The sequence below is a fragment of the Streptomyces sp. NPDC057486 genome, from assembly GCF_042802415.1.
In the GTDB taxonomy this organism is placed as follows: domain Bacteria; phylum Actinomycetota; class Actinomycetes; order Streptomycetales; family Streptomycetaceae; genus Streptomyces; species Streptomyces yanii.
The window spans coordinates 38821-53771 of sequence record NZ_JBHVEE010000011.1; the positions used below are offsets into that span (position 1 = coordinate 38821).

Annotated in this window: 15 protein-coding genes; 5 read left to right on the forward strand and 10 right to left on the reverse strand. The window is 71.6% G+C overall.

Going from position 1 to position 14951, the window contains the following annotated elements:
* Positions 1-265 precede the first annotated feature (265 nt).
* The 4 genes from ACFU6I_RS08200 to mshD all read right to left on the reverse strand — a co-directional run bounded on the left by ACFU6I_RS08200 (position 266) and on the right by mshD (position 3578).
* Entirely contained in the window at positions 266-1240 is a 975-nt protein-coding gene (locus ACFU6I_RS08200) for a hypothetical protein (protein ID WP_384362941.1), read from the reverse strand.
* Positions 1237-2148, reverse strand: coding sequence for an ABC transporter ATP-binding protein (locus ACFU6I_RS08205; RefSeq protein ID WP_384362943.1), 912 nt, complete (start codon positions 2146-2148; stop codon positions 1237-1239). The genes ACFU6I_RS08200 and ACFU6I_RS08205 overlap by 4 nt, the downstream gene beginning before the upstream one ends.
* Complete coding sequence (locus ACFU6I_RS08210) at positions 2145-2552, reverse strand: GntR family transcriptional regulator (RefSeq protein ID WP_384362945.1); 408 nt, start codon at positions 2550-2552, stop codon at positions 2145-2147. Before ACFU6I_RS08210 ends, ACFU6I_RS08205 begins: the two co-directional genes overlap by 4 nt.
* Before the next feature lie 90 nt (positions 2553-2642).
* Positions 2643-3578, reverse strand: coding sequence for a mycothiol synthase (gene mshD / locus ACFU6I_RS08215; RefSeq protein WP_384362947.1), 936 nt, complete (start codon positions 3576-3578; stop codon positions 2643-2645).
* A 333-nt stretch (positions 3579-3911) separates the two neighbouring features.
* Here mshD and ACFU6I_RS08220 point away from each other — a divergent pair, with 333 nt between their 5' ends.
* The gene (locus ACFU6I_RS08220; protein WP_384362949.1) at positions 3912-5744 is read left to right on the forward strand and encodes a bifunctional metallophosphatase/5'-nucleotidase; all 1833 of its coding nucleotides are present in this window, start codon (positions 3912-3914) and stop codon (positions 5742-5744) included.
* 117 nt (positions 5745-5861) lie between these two features.
* Positions 5862-6287, forward strand: a complete 426-nt coding sequence (locus ACFU6I_RS08225; RefSeq protein ID WP_384362951.1) for a DUF302 domain-containing protein — start codon at positions 5862-5864, stop codon at positions 6285-6287.
* Positions 6288-6411: 124 nt separating this feature from the next.
* On the opposite strand, the gene ACFU6I_RS08230 is transcribed toward ACFU6I_RS08225, so the two are convergent.
* The 6 genes from ACFU6I_RS08230 to ACFU6I_RS08255 all read right to left on the reverse strand — a co-directional run bounded on the left by ACFU6I_RS08230 (position 6412) and on the right by ACFU6I_RS08255 (position 11947).
* The gene (locus ACFU6I_RS08230) at positions 6412-7833 is read right to left on the reverse strand and encodes a sensor histidine kinase (RefSeq protein WP_384362953.1); all 1422 of its coding nucleotides are present in this window, start codon (positions 7831-7833) and stop codon (positions 6412-6414) included.
* Positions 7830-8561 carry a response regulator transcription factor gene (locus ACFU6I_RS08235; protein ID WP_384362955.1) on the reverse strand — a complete coding sequence of 244 codons (732 nt, stop codon included), beginning with the start codon at positions 8559-8561 and terminating at the stop codon, positions 7830-7832. The genes ACFU6I_RS08230 and ACFU6I_RS08235 overlap by 4 nt, the downstream gene beginning before the upstream one ends.
* Before the next feature lie 44 nt (positions 8562-8605).
* Positions 8606-8779: a hypothetical protein gene (locus ACFU6I_RS08240; protein ID WP_384362957.1), complete on the reverse strand. Its 174-nt coding sequence runs from the start codon at positions 8777-8779 to the stop codon at positions 8606-8608.
* A gap of 11 nt (positions 8780-8790) precedes the next feature.
* Positions 8791-9921: a S1C family serine protease gene (locus ACFU6I_RS08245; RefSeq protein ID WP_384362959.1), complete on the reverse strand. Its 1131-nt coding sequence runs from the start codon at positions 9919-9921 to the stop codon at positions 8791-8793.
* 148 nt (positions 9922-10069) lie between these two features.
* Positions 10070-11107, reverse strand: a complete 1038-nt coding sequence (locus ACFU6I_RS08250; RefSeq protein WP_327245163.1) for a LacI family DNA-binding transcriptional regulator — start codon at positions 11105-11107, stop codon at positions 10070-10072.
* 24 nt (positions 11108-11131) lie between these two features.
* Positions 11132-11947, reverse strand: a complete 816-nt coding sequence (locus ACFU6I_RS08255) for a response regulator transcription factor (protein ID WP_384362961.1) — start codon at positions 11945-11947, stop codon at positions 11132-11134.
* A 311-nt stretch (positions 11948-12258) separates the two neighbouring features.
* Here ACFU6I_RS08255 and ACFU6I_RS08260 point away from each other — a divergent pair, with 311 nt between their 5' ends.
* From ACFU6I_RS08260 to ACFU6I_RS08270, 3 genes are read left to right on the forward strand one after another with little or no spacing between them, the layout of a single operon-like run.
* Positions 12259-13152, forward strand: a complete 894-nt coding sequence (locus ACFU6I_RS08260; protein ID WP_384362963.1) for an alpha/beta hydrolase family protein — start codon at positions 12259-12261, stop codon at positions 13150-13152.
* Between the two features lie 41 nt (positions 13153-13193).
* Positions 13194-13448, forward strand: coding sequence for a MoaD/ThiS family protein (locus ACFU6I_RS08265; protein WP_030925031.1), 255 nt, complete (start codon positions 13194-13196; stop codon positions 13446-13448).
* Positions 13449-13458: 10 nt separating this feature from the next.
* Positions 13459-14850, forward strand: a complete 1392-nt coding sequence (locus ACFU6I_RS08270; protein ID WP_384362965.1) for a hypothetical protein — start codon at positions 13459-13461, stop codon at positions 14848-14850.
* Positions 14851-14951 lie beyond the last annotated feature (101 nt).

Sequence of the window (14951 nt, forward strand, 5' to 3'; positions counted from 1 at the left end):
CCTATTGTTCCGCGCTGAAGGCGCCTGAGGCGCGTCGGAAGGGGCGGAGATCGCGGAAAACACGGGGTTTCTGCCGGGATTTCTCCCGTTCCGGGGGGTCGGCACAGCTGGCTGCATCCTGAGAGGGTCGCAAGCGCGTCTGAATGGCCGGTAACGGCGACATGACGTGCAGGAAGCGGTGTGCGGTGCGGGTTGCGGTGTCGCGCCGCGTGTGCGGGGTCCGGGCCGCCCCCTCTGCGGCCCGGACCCGGACGATCGGGGCGGTTCAGCCGTGCTGTCGGCGCAGTACCCGGAAGGCGAGGGCGACGGCGGCGGCGGCGAGGACGAGCAGAATGCCGGTCTCGACCAGCTGGAGCGGCCAGAAGTGCGAGGCGGGGTGGTAGTCGAGGTAGCGGAACGCGACGTCGTGGCCGGCCAGGCAGTCCTTCAGATCGTCGGCCGAGTTCAGGCACAGGTCGGCGGGCAGCCGCTTGCCTCCGGTGGTGATCCACCCCTGGCCGGTGCCGGCAGCCGCATCGGGGAATCGGTAGGCGCCATCGAACCGGAAGGTGTCCGTACGGACCGGCCACAGGCTGTTGCGTACGGTGTTCAGGGCCACGACCAGCGCGCCGTACGCGACCACCGTCACGATCATCGCGGCGACCGTGCGCCGCAGCACAAGCGCGGCGAGCGCGCCGAAGGCGAGCATGCACAGGGCGTAGCCCACGGGGACGGTGCCCATCGCGCCATACGCCTCCCGCTCGTGCCACTCCAGCGCGTAGTGCGTTTCGTTCCGCTGCGCCCAGGCCCAGGCGGAGGCGGCGGACAGGACGGAGACTACGGCGAGTGTCAGGACGGCGGGCACGGCGAGTTGTGCGGCGAGCCAGCGCGCGGGTGACACGGACTGGGTCCAGGACAGCTTGTACGTGCCGCTCTCCAGCTCCCGGCCGATCACCGGACCTGCGACGAAGATGCCGATGAGGGCGGGCAGCAGGAGCATCAACAGGTCGGCGTACTGGAGCACGCGGCTGAACTGGAATTCGGCGTCGAGGAAGTGACGGACGCTGTCGCCGCATCCCCGGGTGACGTTCCGGACCGAGCAGCCGGTGCCCGCGAACGTGTCGGAGACGGAGCTCGTCCACAGGTAGGTGCCGACTACGGCGGCGATCCCGGCGAGCGCGAGGGCGCCGACGGTCCACAGGGTCCGGCGGTGCCGGCGTACGACGACCCGGGCCGGGCCGTGCAGGCTGAGGGTGCTCATCGAGCCGCCACCGCCTCACGGGCCGCGGTCTCGCCGTGCGTCGCGCTCGGCGTCAGCAGCGCGGGCGCGTCCGGTGACCGAAGGTGTGCCAGCAGCAGGTCCTCCAGTGACGGTTCCGCGATCTCCCAGGCCGCCTCGTCCACCGGGCCCTCCCTCCGTACCAGTGCGGTCAGCCCGCGCCCCGTCGTGCGGGACTCGACGACGGTGTGCGGTGCCAGGTCCTGTACCGGACCCGTGAGCAGGGCGTGTGCGCCGAGGATGTCCTCGGTCTCGCCGCCGAGACGGACGCGGCCGCCGTCGACGAGCAGCAGGTAGTCGCAGGCACCCTCCAGCTCGGTGAGGATGTGCGAGGACATCACGATGGTGGTGGCGTGCTCGGCGGCCTCCGCCATCAGGACACCCATCAGCTGGTGCCGGACGAGCGGGTCGAGGTCGGCCATCGGCTCGTCGAGCAGCAGCAGTTCGGCGCGCTTGCCGAGCGCGAGGGCGAGCGCGAGGCGGGTGCGCTGGCCGCCGGAGAGCGTGCGGACCCCGGCGTCCCTCGGGAGGTCCCCGATGACGCGTTCGGCGGTGGCCGGGTCCCAGGTGGCGGGGTTCAGCTCGGCGCCCGCCCAGAGCGTCTCGGCGACCGTCAACTGCGGGTACAGCGGCTTGTCCTGGGCCACGAAGGCCATCCGGGTCCGCGCCTCGGCGGGCGTGGCACCCAGGATCCGCAGGGTTCCCTCCGTCGGCCGCAGGAACCCCGCGGCGAGGGAGAGCAGGGTGGACTTGCCGGCGCCGTTGGGCCCGACGAGCGCGCACACGCGCCCCGCGGGCAGCCGGAACGAGCAGTCGCGCAGCGCCCAGCCACCGCTTTTGCGCCCGTACTTCATGCCGAGGCCGGTCGCCTCGATCGCAGCGCCTGTCATGTGCGGTCGTCCCCCTTGTACGTGCTGTCCAGTACGGCGGCGAAGAGCGCTGCCATGTCGTCGCGCTCCAGCCCCGCCGTGCGGGCCCGGCGGGCCCAGTCGGTGAGTTCTCCCCGCAGGGGTGTGTCCGTGGTGGCCGCGGTGCCGAGGGTCCGGCGCACGAATGTGCCCATCCCGCGCCGGGCCTCGACCAGCCCCTCGCGCTCCAGCTCGCGGTACGCCTTGAGCACGGTGTTCGGGTTGATGGCGGTGGCCTCGACGACCTCACGTGCGGTGGGCAGCCGGTCGCCGGGCTCCAGCAGTCCCAGGCGAAGGGCCTGTTTGGTCTGCTGGACGATCTGGAGGTACGTGGCGACGCCGCTGCGCCGGTCGATGCGGAAGTCGATCGCTGCGGACTCTGCCATGTTCACCCCTTTCACTAATTGAGTAGTGAAAGGGTGTCGGAAGGAAGGGGCGGCGTCAAGCGACGCCGCCCCGGAGGATGGTGTGAGGGCTCAGGACTCCGCGCGGTACATCAGGTCCACCTCATGGGTGGCGAAGCCCATCCGCTCGTACACCGTCAGCGCCGCAGGGTTGTCCGCGTCGACGTAGAGCATCGCGGTCGGCAGCCCCTCGGCGGCGAGGTGGCGCAGCCCGATCGCGGTGAGCGCCTTGCCGAGACCGCCGCCCTGCGCGTCGGGCCGGATGCCGACGACGTACACCTCGCCGAGTTGCTCCTCGGCGTGCACCTTCGTCCAGTGGAAGCCGACCAGCTCGGTCACGCCCTCGGTCTCGCGCTCGGCCAGGAAGAACCCCTTCGGGTCGAACCAGGGCTCGCCCTTGCGGTCGTCCAGGTCGCGCTGGGTGAGCGACCCCTGCTCGGGGTGGTGGGCGAACGCGGCACTGTTCACGGCGAGCCAGGCGGCGTCGTCCTGGCCGGGCACGAAGGTGCGGACGGTGACACCCGGCGGCAGTACGGGCTCAGGGATGTCCAGCGGGCTCAGCGGGCGGCGCAGCTGGCGCAGCTCGCGGAAGAGGGACAGCCCCAGGACCTGGGCGAGATGGCGGGCGGCGGACTTCCCGCCGTGCGCCCATACGCGCAGCCGCTTCCCGGTCGCGGCGAGCAGCGCGGCGCCCAGCGCGCGCCCGTGCCCCTGCCCGCGGTACGCGGGATGCACGACCAGCTCGGCCGCGGGCGCCTCGACGGGGTCGGTGTCCTCGAGCTGCGCGTATCCGACGAGGGTTCCTGTGCTGGTGAGCAGAAAGTGCCGTACGCCCTCCCGGCGCCCGCCCCGCAGCTGCAGTCGCCCCTGTTCGGAGACTGCGGGCCTGCCGTCGGCGCGGGTCGCCTCGCCGAGCAGGTCGAGGACGGCTCCGGCCTGGTCGGGAGAGAGCTCGTCGAGCGTCTGGATCTCGCGTCCCGGAGCGGGGAGGGGTACATCAGTCGTCATGCGTACGAGCGTACGGCGGGGCGGGGTGCTGGTGGGGCGGAGCGGGGCGTTGCGGCCTCGATCGGCGGTGTGCGGTGCGGGTCGGACAGCCATCGCGGGGTGAGCGCGGCCGGCGGCCGGTCCCGGCCCGTCGGCCCTGGCGTACCGGCCCGCGGCGACCTGCACGCCGTGACGTTCCTGCCCGCATATGGGTGCCGTACGGGTGAAGTGCGGTGATAGATGCCCTTACTGACCACAAGGCAACCAGTTCGTAACTCGAAACACCTGTCGCGCTACGCGCGTTGACTCTAGGCTGCGGGCCGAACCCTCCCGCTGAAATTCACAAGGGGACCGATGTCAGCGACACCGCACAAGAACCGTGCGTCCCGGCGGTTGCTCGCCGCCGCGGCCGGTCTGGCCACCGTCGGCGCACTCGTCGCCGCCATGCCTGCCGATGCCCAGAGCCGCGATCAGGGCCATGGGAACCAGTCGGCCAGTACTGTCGACGTCCAGCTGCTCTCCTTCAACGACCTGCACGGCAACCTGGAGCCGCCGGCCGGGTCGGCCGGCACGGTCACCGAGAAGCAGGCCGACGGTACGACGAAGACGATTCCGGCCGGCGGTGTCGAGTACCTCGCGTCCTCGCTGCGCACCGCGCGTCAGGGCCACCCCTACTCCATCACCGCGGCCGGTGGTGACATGGTGGGCGCGAGCCCGCTGCTGTCCGGTCTCTTCCACGACGAGCCGACCATCGAGGCGCTCAACAAGATCGACCTCGATGTGACGACGGTCGGCAACCACGAGTTCGACGAGGGCGCCACCGAGCTGGCCCGTCTGCAGAACGGCGGCTGCCACCCGGTCGAGGGGTGCTACGAGAAGGGCACGACGTTCAAGGGCGCCGACTTCCCGTATCTCGCCGCCAATGTGACGGACGAGAAGACCGGCAGGCCGATCCTCAAGCCGTACACGGTGTGGAAGAAGAACGGCGTCAAGATCGGCTTCATCGGCGTGACCCTGGAGGGCACGCCGAACATCGTCACCGCCAACGGCGTCAAGGGCCTGAAGTTCCACGACGAGATCGAGACGGTCAACAAGTACGCCAAGGAGCTCGACCGCCAGGGCGTGAAGTCCATCGTCGCGCTCATCCACGAGGGCGGGGCCCCCGCCTCCTCCTCGTACAACTACGACTGCGACAGCCCCGGCGCCGGTGACGGCATCTCCGGGCCGATCGTGGACATCGCCAAGGGCATAAGCCCGAAGGTCGACGCGCTGGTCACGGGCCACACGCACCAGGCGTACGTGTGCACCGTGCCGGACCCGGCGGGCAACCCGCGCCTGGTCACCTCGGCCTCGTCGTTCGGCAAGCTGTACACGGACACGACCCTCACGTACGACCGCCGCACCCAGGACATCGTGCGTACGTCGGTGAAGTCGTCGAGCTCCTCGAACCCGACCTCGGCGAACCACGTCGTCACCCGGGACCAGCCCAGGGCCAGCGACATGACGGACCTGATCGCCCGCTGGAACACCCTCGCCGCGCCCATCGCGAGCAGGCCGCAGGGCTACATCTCCGCCGACATCAACGGCCGCGGTTCCACGGCCCCCGAGAAGCCGCTCGGCAACCTGATCGCCGACGCGCAGCTCGAGGGCCTGGCCCCGGTGGACAAGGGCGGGGCGGTCGTCGCCTTCATGAACCCGGGCGGTATCCGCGCGGACCTGGTGTACAAGTCGACCGGCAGTGAGGGCGACGGGGTGGTGACGTACGGGGAGGCCTTCACCGTGCAGCCCTTCACCAACATGATGAACGTCGTCGACCTCACCGGCGCCCAGCTGATCACCGCACTCCAGCAGCAGGTCAGCGGCTCCAACGAGGCCAGCCCGAAGATCCTCCAGGTGTCCAAGGGGCTCACCTACACGCTGGACATGACGAAGACCGGCGCGGCTCGCGTCGTCGTCGACACGATCAAGCTCAACGGTGCGGCGATCGACCCGGCCAAGACGTACCGCGTCGCGATGAACGAGTTCCTCGCGGGTGGCGGTGACGGCTTCGCGGCGCTCGGCCAGGGCACCAACAAGCTGGTCGGCGCCTCCGACCTGGACCTGTTCAACGCCTACCTGTCGGCCCACTCGTCGGCGGCGGCGCCGCTGGCCCCGCCGGTCACGGACCGGATCACGGTCGTTCAGTAGGTCCTGAGGGACACGCAGTGCCCGTGCGCGGGTGAGTGAGCGGGGCGGTGGGCCGGATGGGCCCACCGCCCTGGTGTCATCAGGGGATCCGAAACGGTCTCGCCTATGGTCGCAAGAATGACTGAAGATGCAGACAAGGGCCTGGTCACCGTGGCCAGCACCAGGCCTGTCCGCGAGACGATCGACCGGCTTCAGGAAGCGATCACAGCAGCGGGCTTCCATGTGTTCGCGCGGGTCGACCATGCGGACCACGCCGCCCGTGTGGGGCTGGAACTCCGTCCGACCGAGCTGCTCATCTTCGGCAAGCCCGAGGGCGGCACGCACCTGATGCAGGACAAGCAGACCGCCGGCATCGACCTTCCGGCGAAGGCGCTGGCCTGGCAGGACGCCGCCGGGGTCACCTGGGTGACCTGCAACGACGCCTCATGGGTCGCCGCGCGCCACGGGTTGGGACCGGCGAGCCAAGCCGGTGTCGCGGCGCTGGAGGCGAGCACGGTGGCCGCCGTACGCCAGGCCACGTCACCGGCCCTCGACGCCCTTTAGGTCCTGGCGTCGCACTCTTCCCGTTGTGACGTGTGCCCGCCATGCTCCGAAGGCTGATCCCCCACAGCCGACGGAGGCACCCACATGCAGACCCGTACCGGCACCCGCAGAGGAGGGGGGCGGCTCAGGGGTTCTCCGGAGGCGGCTGCGGGGCGCCCGGCAGGCGGATCCATGCCTCCGTGCCGCCGCCCGGCGACGGGCGCAGCGCGACCTCGCCGCCCGCCTGCTGGACCGTGCGCGCCACGATCGACAGGCCCAGCCCCGAGCCCGGCAGCTGGCGGGCGGACGGGGAGCGCCAGAAGCGTTCGAAGACGTACGGGAGCTCCTCGGCCGGGATGCCGGGGCCCTGGTCCACCACGGTCAGCTCGCCGCCGTGCAGGGCCACGGCGATCGTGCCGTGCTGCGGGCTGAACTTCACCGCGTTGTCGAGGACATTGACGACCGCCCGCTCCAGCGCCGCCGGTTCGGCCCTGACGTACCAGGGTTCGAGGTCCGCGGTGATGGTCAGCTCGGGGCCGCGGAGCCGCGCCCGCTCCAGCGCGGCGGAGGCGATGTCGTGCAGGCCGACGACCTGGAGCGGGCCGGGCTGGGCCGCGTCCGGGCGGGAAAGTTCCTGGAGGTCGCCGATGAGCGCCGCCAGCTCCGTCATCTGCGCGGTGACCGACTTCATCAGCGCCCTGCGGTCGTCCGGCGGGATCGGCCGGCCGGTCTCCTCGCTGCGGGCGAGCAGTTCCACGTTCGTACGCAGCGAGGTTAGCGGGGTCCGCAGCTCGTGCCCGGCGTCCGCGATCAGTTGGGCCTGGCGGTCGCGGGAGCTGGCGAGGGAAGTGGTCATCGAGTTGAAGGAGCGGGACAGCCGGGCGATCTCGTCCTCGCCCTCGACCGGGATGCGGAGCGAGAGATCCTCGGTGCGGGCGACATGCTCGACGGCCTCGGTGAGCTCGTCGACGGGGCGCAGGCCGGTGCGGGCGACCCAGAGGCCGGCGGCGCCCGCGCCGATGACGCCGATTCCGGATAGGGAGAGGAGGACGGCGGCGAGCTGGTTGAGGGGGTCGGTGACCTGGTCCATCGGCACCGCCACGGAGACGGCAGTCCCGGGCTGGCCCAGGGGGTTCTCGTGAACGGCCGAGGTGTAGACACGCATCCTCGTGCCGTCCTTCGCCCTGGTCGTGTGCACCGTGTCCCGCTGCACTCCGGCCGCGACGGCGCGGTCGGCGCGCTGCACCGGGATCGGCGACTTCCCCGGTGAGGTGCAGGCCTGCGTGCTCGTCGCCGATACGAGCTGCACCGTGAAACCCAGGGGGGGAAGGATGCGCAGGTTCGGCGGCAACTGGCCCGCGCAGTTGAGTCTGAGCGCGTCCACGTCGGCTTGCCCGACCTGGGTTCGTCTCAGGCCGTTGTCGAGCTGCTCGGTGAGCCGGTCCCGCGTGGTCACCCAGCAGGCCAGGGCCACGGCCGCCACGGCGACGGCCACCACGACGGTCACGAGCGACGCCAGTCGCGTCCGGATGGGCAGCGCGCGGAACCGCCGCACGGGGCCCGTCACCCCTCACCCCCGCCGGCCCGCAGCGCGTACCCCACGCCCCGCACGGTGTGCACGAGCCGCGGTTCGCCGCCCGCTTCCGTCTTGCGGCGCAGGTACATCACGTACACATCCAGGGAGTTGGAGCTCGGTTCGAAGTCGAAGCCCCAGACCGCCTTCAGGATCTGCTCGCGGGTCAGCACCTGGCGCGGGTGGGCCAGGAACATCTCCAGGAGCGTGAATTCGGTCCGGGTCAGCTCGACGCGACGCGAGCCGCGGGTGACCTCGCGGGTGGCGAGGTCCATCCGCAGGTCGGCGAAGGACAGCACATTGTCGTCGGGGACGCCGCCGCCCGCCGTGGCCGCGTACGAGCTGCGGCGCAGCAGGGCCCGGATACGGGCGAAGAGCTCGTCCAGTTCGAAGGGCTTGACCAGGTAGTCGTCGGCGCCGGCGTCGAGTCCGGTGACGCGGTCGCCCACGGTGTCGCGGGCGGTGAGCATCAGGATGGGCGTGGTGGTGCCGGTGGCGCGGAGGCGGCGGGCTGCGGTCAGACCGTCCATCCGCGGCATCTGGATGTCGAGGACGATCAGATCGGGGGCGTACGACTCCACCCTGGTCAGCGCGTCGAGTCCGTCGACGGCGACCTCCGTGCCGTATCCCTCGAACGCGAGACTGCGCTGCAGGGCCTCGCGCACGGCCGGCTCGTCGTCGACGATCAGGATGCGCTGCGGATCGTCTTCGGCGGGGCTCATCGCTCGTCGTCCTCTTCTCTCTGCTCTGCCGTGATGCTGTGTTCTCAGCCTCGCACGGCCGTGGCGCGGCGGCGGGCGGCGCGGCGTCGCCGGCCGGTGGCGCGGGTGGTCGCACGGACCTCCGGCGAGCGCCGCGCCACGGCGGCGAACTCCGTCGCGAGTATCAGTGGCAGCGCGAGGGCGGCCGGGCCGGTGGGGGTGTCGGACGGGTGGTTCATGGCTGATCTCCTCAGGAGCTGTTGCCGGACCGCAGGGTGTCCAGGTCGGCCTTGAGCGTGTTCACCGGGATGGCGAAGCCGAGGCCGACGCTGCCCGCGCTGGAGCTGTTCGATCCGTCGGACGAACTCGCCGAGTACATGGCCGAGTTGATGCCGACGATCTCGCCGTTCATATTGATGAGCGCGCCGCCCGAGTTGCCGGGGTTGAGCGAGGCGTCGGTCTGGATGGCCTTGTAGGTGGTGGTGGAGTCGCCGGTGTCGCCGTTGAACTGCTGCCCGCCGAACTCGAACGGCCAGTCGCTGCGGCCCCCGCCCTGCTGCCCCTGACCGCTGTCGCCGTCCTTGGCGACGGTGACATCGCGGTTCAGCGCGGAGACGATGCCGCTGGTGACGGTGCCGGTGAGGCCCTCGGGCGAGCCGATCGCGACGACCTGGTCGCCGACCTTGAGCGAGGAGGAGTCGCCGAGCGTGGCCGTCTTCAGCCCGCTCGCCCCCTCCAGCTTGATGAGAGCGAGGTCCTTGGCGGCGTCGGTGCCGACGACCTTCGCGGTGTACGTCCTGCCGGTGCTGAGCGTCACCTTGATCGTCGAGGCGCCCGCGACGACATGGTTGTTGGTGACGATCTCGCCGTCGGAGGTGATGATCACGCCGGACCCGGTGGACTCCCCCATGTTCGAGCTCGCGCCGATCTCGACGATCGTCGGCGACACCGCCTGCGCCACTCCGGCGACGGTGCCCGCGCTGCTCTGAGAGACGGTCGTGCCGCTGACCGCACTGCTGGTGCCGCTGCCGCTGCCGCTGGAACCGGAGTCGGTGAACTGACCTATGGCAGTGGCGGTGACACCGCCGACGACCGCCGCCGCGACGGCCACGGCCGTCAGGAGGGCGACCGGCCGTCCGACCCGGCGCCTGCCGCGCGCGGGCGGCTGGGGTGCGGGCTGCGGCAGCCCGTGGAAGTCGCCGTGGCCGTCGTCACCGCCGCCGCTGTGACCGCCGCCGCCGCCGGGCCACACGGTCGTCCCGGGGCCCGTGGCGATCGGCTGCGTGGGCCGGTACGAGGGCGGCGGCGGGTAGGCCGCGTCGCCGTTGCCGTACGAGGGGTACATCGGGTACTCGCCGCTCGGGCGCTGGCTCTCAGTCATGTCTACGACTGTGTCCAGCGAACATGAGAGAACCCTGAGCACGCCCTGAGAAGCCCGACAGAACCGCGTATGCCCCATATAAGGACCAGGGGGAACGTCGTACGGCTGGGCGGAAGGGCGGGCGCCCCGGGCCGGGGAAGTGCCCCGGTTACCGGTCCGCCGGCTCCCCGCACCCGCACGAGCGCCGCACCACCAGCGCCGACGGGAACTGCTTCAGCCGCTCCCGCCGCGAGCCCGAGACCCGCAGCGAGTCGTCGAGCACCAGATCCACCGCGGCCCTGGCCATCGCCGGGCGGTCCGAGAAGACCGTCGTCAGCGGCGGATCGGTCAGCCCCGCCTCCTTCACGTCGTCGAAGCCCGCCACCGCGAGCTCCCCGGGCACATCGATCCGCAGTTCGCGCGCGGCCCGGAGCACCCCGATGGCCTGGTCGTCCGTCGAGCAGAAGATCGCCGGGGGCCGGTCCGGACCGGCGAGCAGTCCGAGCGCCACCCGGTAGGCGTCGTAGCGGTTGTACGGGGCCTGGAAGAGCCGGCCCTCCGTCGAGCGCCCCGACTCGTGCATGGCCCGCCGCCAGCCCTCGACGTGGTCCGCGACCGGGTCGCCGACCGCCGGGGTGGACTCCATGCCGCCGAGGCACGCCACGTACGCGTTGCCGTGTTCCAGGAGATGCCGGGTGGCGAGCTGCGCGCCGCCGATGTCGTCGGTGACGACCGCGACGTCGTCGATCGCCTCGGGCCGCTCGTGCAGCAGCACGACCCGGGCGTCCCATGCCTCCACCTCGGCCGCGGCCCGCTCGCTGGGTCCCTGGCTGACGAGGATCAGTCCGGAGACGCGCATGCCGAGGAAGGCGCGGAGGTAGTGGACCTCGCGCTCGTCGCGGTAGTCGGAGTTGCCGACGAGAACCATTTTTCCGCGCTCGGCGGCAGCCTGTTCGACCGCGTGCGCCATTTCCGCGAAGAAGGGCTGACGGGCGTCCGGAACGATCATCCCTATGAGGTCGGTCCGCCGCGAGGCCATCGCCTGGGCGACCCGGTCGGGCCGGTAGCCCAGCTCCTTGATCGCGGCGAGTACCCGCTCGCGCGTGGCCGGGGCGACCGGCCGGGGTCCGTTGTTGATGACGTAGCTGACGACCGCGGTCGACGTCCCCGCCAGTCTCGCCACATCATCCCGCGTCACCTTGGCCACGCGCGGCAGTCTACGCGGATGGACCTACCTGTTGGCAGGCCGGACCGGGGCATCTTCCATGACCTCGGGCACGGAGGGATGCTCCGAACGGGTGAGTGGTTCGGCGGCCGCCTTCGCCGCCTGGGACTTCGCCGCCTGGGACTTCGCCTCCTCGGCGGCGCGCTCCACCTTCTCCGGTGTGACGAAGCGGTAGCCGACGTTGCGGACCGTGCCGATCAGCGACTCGTGCTCGGGGCCGAGCTTGGCGCGCAGCCGCCGGACGTGGACGTCGACCGTCCGGGTACCGCCGAAGTAGTCGTAGCCCCAGACCTCCTGCAGCAGCTGGGCGCGGGTGAAGACCCGGCCCGGGTGCTGTGCGAGGTACTTGAGCAGTTCGAATTCCTTGAAGGTCAGGTCGAGGACCCGGCCCTTCAGTTTCGCGCTGTAGGTCGCCTCGTCGACCGAGAGATCACCGTTGCGGATCTCCATCGGGGAGTCGTCGGAGGTGAGCTGCTGCCGGCCGGTGGCGAGCCGCAGCCGGGCCTCGACCTCGGCCGGTCCCGCGGTGTCCAGCAGCACGTCGTCGATGCCCCAGTCGGCGGTGACGGCCGCGAGACCGCCCTCCGTCACGACGAGGATCAGCGGACAGCCCGGTCCGGTGGACCGCAGCAGCTGGCACAGCGACCGCACCTGCGGCAGGTCGCGGCGGCCGTCGACGAGGATGACGTCGGCACCCGGGGTGTCGACGAGAGCGGGTCCCTCGGCGGGGGCCACCCGCACGTTGTGCAGCAGGAGGCCGAGGGCGGGAAGCACCTCCGTCGACGGCTGAAGAGCGTTGGTGAGAAGCAGCAGTGAACTCATCGCCGCCCACCTGCCCGGGTCGTCGGTCGATGATCGTGCACGATTTTCTTGCCTTGCTCGCCCATTACGTCGGTCCTCCTCGTTCCCTGCGAGAGGGGCACTCCCGGGTGGGGCCCGGGGGAGATCTGCGGCACTTCTTCGTACGTTTTCCGTGCTGCTGCCGTACGACGGTTGTCATACGTGTTTTACGGTGCGGTCCCGCGCCCTGCGACCGCTGAGCTTGTCGAAACGTCGTCGTAACAACGCGCGTAAAGCACAAAAGGACCCGGGGGCTGCATTGCCCGGATCCTCTTCCCAGCAGAATAGCCCACATGAGTTCTGTGTCCGAGAGTCCGATTCGGGGTTCTTCTGTTCGCTTGATCACGCCGGGAGCCCGGCGCACCACATTGCGGACGGATGACGGGCTGCCGATCGAGGCGGTGTACGAACCGTGTACGACCGGTGCCGCCCCCGGCGCCGATGACGGGGACGCCGGCACGGCGATCGTCGTCGCGCACGGATTCACCGGTTCGGTGGACCGGCCGGCCGTGCGGCGCGCGGCGGGGGTGTTCGCCCAGCGTGCGGCCGTGATCACGTTTTCCTTCCGGGGGCACGGAGGATCCGGGGGCCGGTCGACGGTCGGTGACCGCGAGGTGCTGGATCTGGCGGCCGCGGTGGCGTGGGCGCGCTCGCTCGGACACCGGCGGGTGGTGACGGTCGGGTTCTCGATGGGCGGGTCCGTGGTGCTCCGGCACGGGGCGCTGTACACGGCTCCCGGGACCTCTCCGGACACGGCACAGCTCGCTCGTCCCGTCCCCGCGCACGGGGGGCGCATCGCAGCGCACGCGGATGCGGTGGTGGCCGTGAGTGCTCCCGCCCGCTGGTACTACCGGGGCACGGCCCCGATGCGGCGCCTGCACTGGGTGGTGACCCGGCCCACCGGTCGGCTGGTCGGCCGGTACGGCTTCCGCACCCGGATCGACCGCAAGGAGTGGGACCCCGTGCCGCTCTCCCCGGTCGAGGCGGTCCCGCTGATCGCCCCGGCGCCGCTGCTCATCGTGCACGGCGACCAGGACCCCTACTTCCCGCTCGACCACCCCCGCATGCTGGCCGACGCGGCACAGGGCGGTGCGGAACTGTGGGTGCAGCGCGGCATGGGCCACGCCGAGAACGCGGCGGACGAGAGCTTGCTCACCCGTATCGCGGACTGGGCGGTGGCGGAGTGATTCATCATGGACAGCTGATGCGAGACGAAGGGAGCGTCGCCATGCCAGCGGGAACCATCCGCTACTGGGCCGCCGCCAAGGCCGCCGCCGGGACCGCGGAGGAGCCGTACGCAGCCGCGACGCTCGCCGAGGCGCTCGACGCGGTGCGCGAGCGGCACCCCGGTGAGCTCACCCGGGTGCTGCAACGGTGCTCGTTCCTGATCGACGGTGACCCCGTGGGGACCCGCAGCCATGAGACCGTACGCCTTGCCGAGGGCGGCACGGTCGAGGTGCTCCCGCCGTTCGCAGGAGGGTGAACCGCAGCACATGAGCAACAGCGATCAGCAGTATCCGTACGGACAGCAGTCCGGGACCGGTTACGGATACGGAAACGGCCAGGAACCGCAGTCGTACGGGCAGCAGGTCCCGTACGACCCGAACCAGGCGATCCAGGACCCCGGGGTCGCACAGACCTGGGAGGGCCAGACCTGGGACACCCAGTACCAGCCGGCCGTCCAGCCCACGCAGCAGCCGCAGCAGCCCGAGTACGGGCAGCCGCAGCAGTATGCGCAGCCTCAGTACGAGCAGTCCTACGCCCAGCAGTACGAGCAGCCGCAGCAGGGGCAGCCCTATGCCCAGCAGTACGAGCAGCCGCAGCAGGGGCAGCCCTATGCCCAGCAGTACGAGCAGCCGCAGCAGGGGCAGCCCTACGCCCAGCAGCACGAGCAGCCCCAGTACGAGCAGTCGTACCCGGCGCAGGCCCCGCAGCAGCCCGTCGCGGCCGCCGCCGGTCCCGCCGCCGACGCCGGATATCCGATTCCGCGGGGCGCCTCCGGCTCGTACCCGCTGCCCCCCGAGGTCCCGGCGGCCGCCCCGGCCGCCCCGGCCGCCCCGGCACCGGCCGCGGCGGCCGCGCACGACGCCTCCGGCTACAGCGCGCCCACCACCCTGGGCAACAGCCGCATCACCGACGCCCAGCGCGCCCGCGCCGAGGGACGTTCGCCGATCATCGCGCCGGGGATGCAGCCTGCGGCGATCACCGCGGGGCTCGGGCTGCTGCTCGCCCTCGGCGCCGCGATCGGGCAGTACGCGCTCTTCGTACCGCTGGTGCTCCTCCAGGCCGTGACCGCCGCCGGCTGGTTCCGGCTCAACGGCATGTGGCCCGCCCGGCAGGGCATCGCGCTCGCCTTCGCCGGAGGGTTCGTCGCCGATGTCGTGCTGCTCGTCGCGGGCCGGGACAACGCCCCGGCGGCGATCCTCGGCACCCTCGGCATCTGGGTGCTGCTCACCGTCGTCCTGCAGCTGCGCAGCCGCGCGGGCGCCGACGAGCGGATGTACGGGCTGATGGCCACCGTCGCCTCGGCCGCCCTGGCGATCCTCGCCGCCGGGCATCTCGCGGCGGTGCCGGACGCCGTGACGGTCGGCTGTGTGGCTGTCGCGGTCGCCGTGCTCGCCAGGGCGCTGCCGGTGCCCGGACCCGCCTCGGTCGTGGTGGCGCTGCTCGCCGCCGCGGGCGCCGGTGCCGCGGTCGGTGGGCTCACCGGCCTGGGCGCGAAGGGTGCCTTCCTCGGGTTCGCGGCCGGTGGCTGCGCGCTGATCGGGCTGCGGGTGGCGAGCTACGACTACCCGTCACGTTTTGTGCACATGACGGCCGGGGTGGCGCTGCCGCTCACCGCCGCCGCCCCCGCCGTGTATCTGATCGGCCGCGCGATCTCCTGACCCGCGGGACCGCCGCGGACCGGGAACCGCGGAGGGGCCCGGGCTCGTCGATCACCCCGGGCGTGCCGTGCGGCCACAGTGGGCTCACGGGCGCCAGGGGG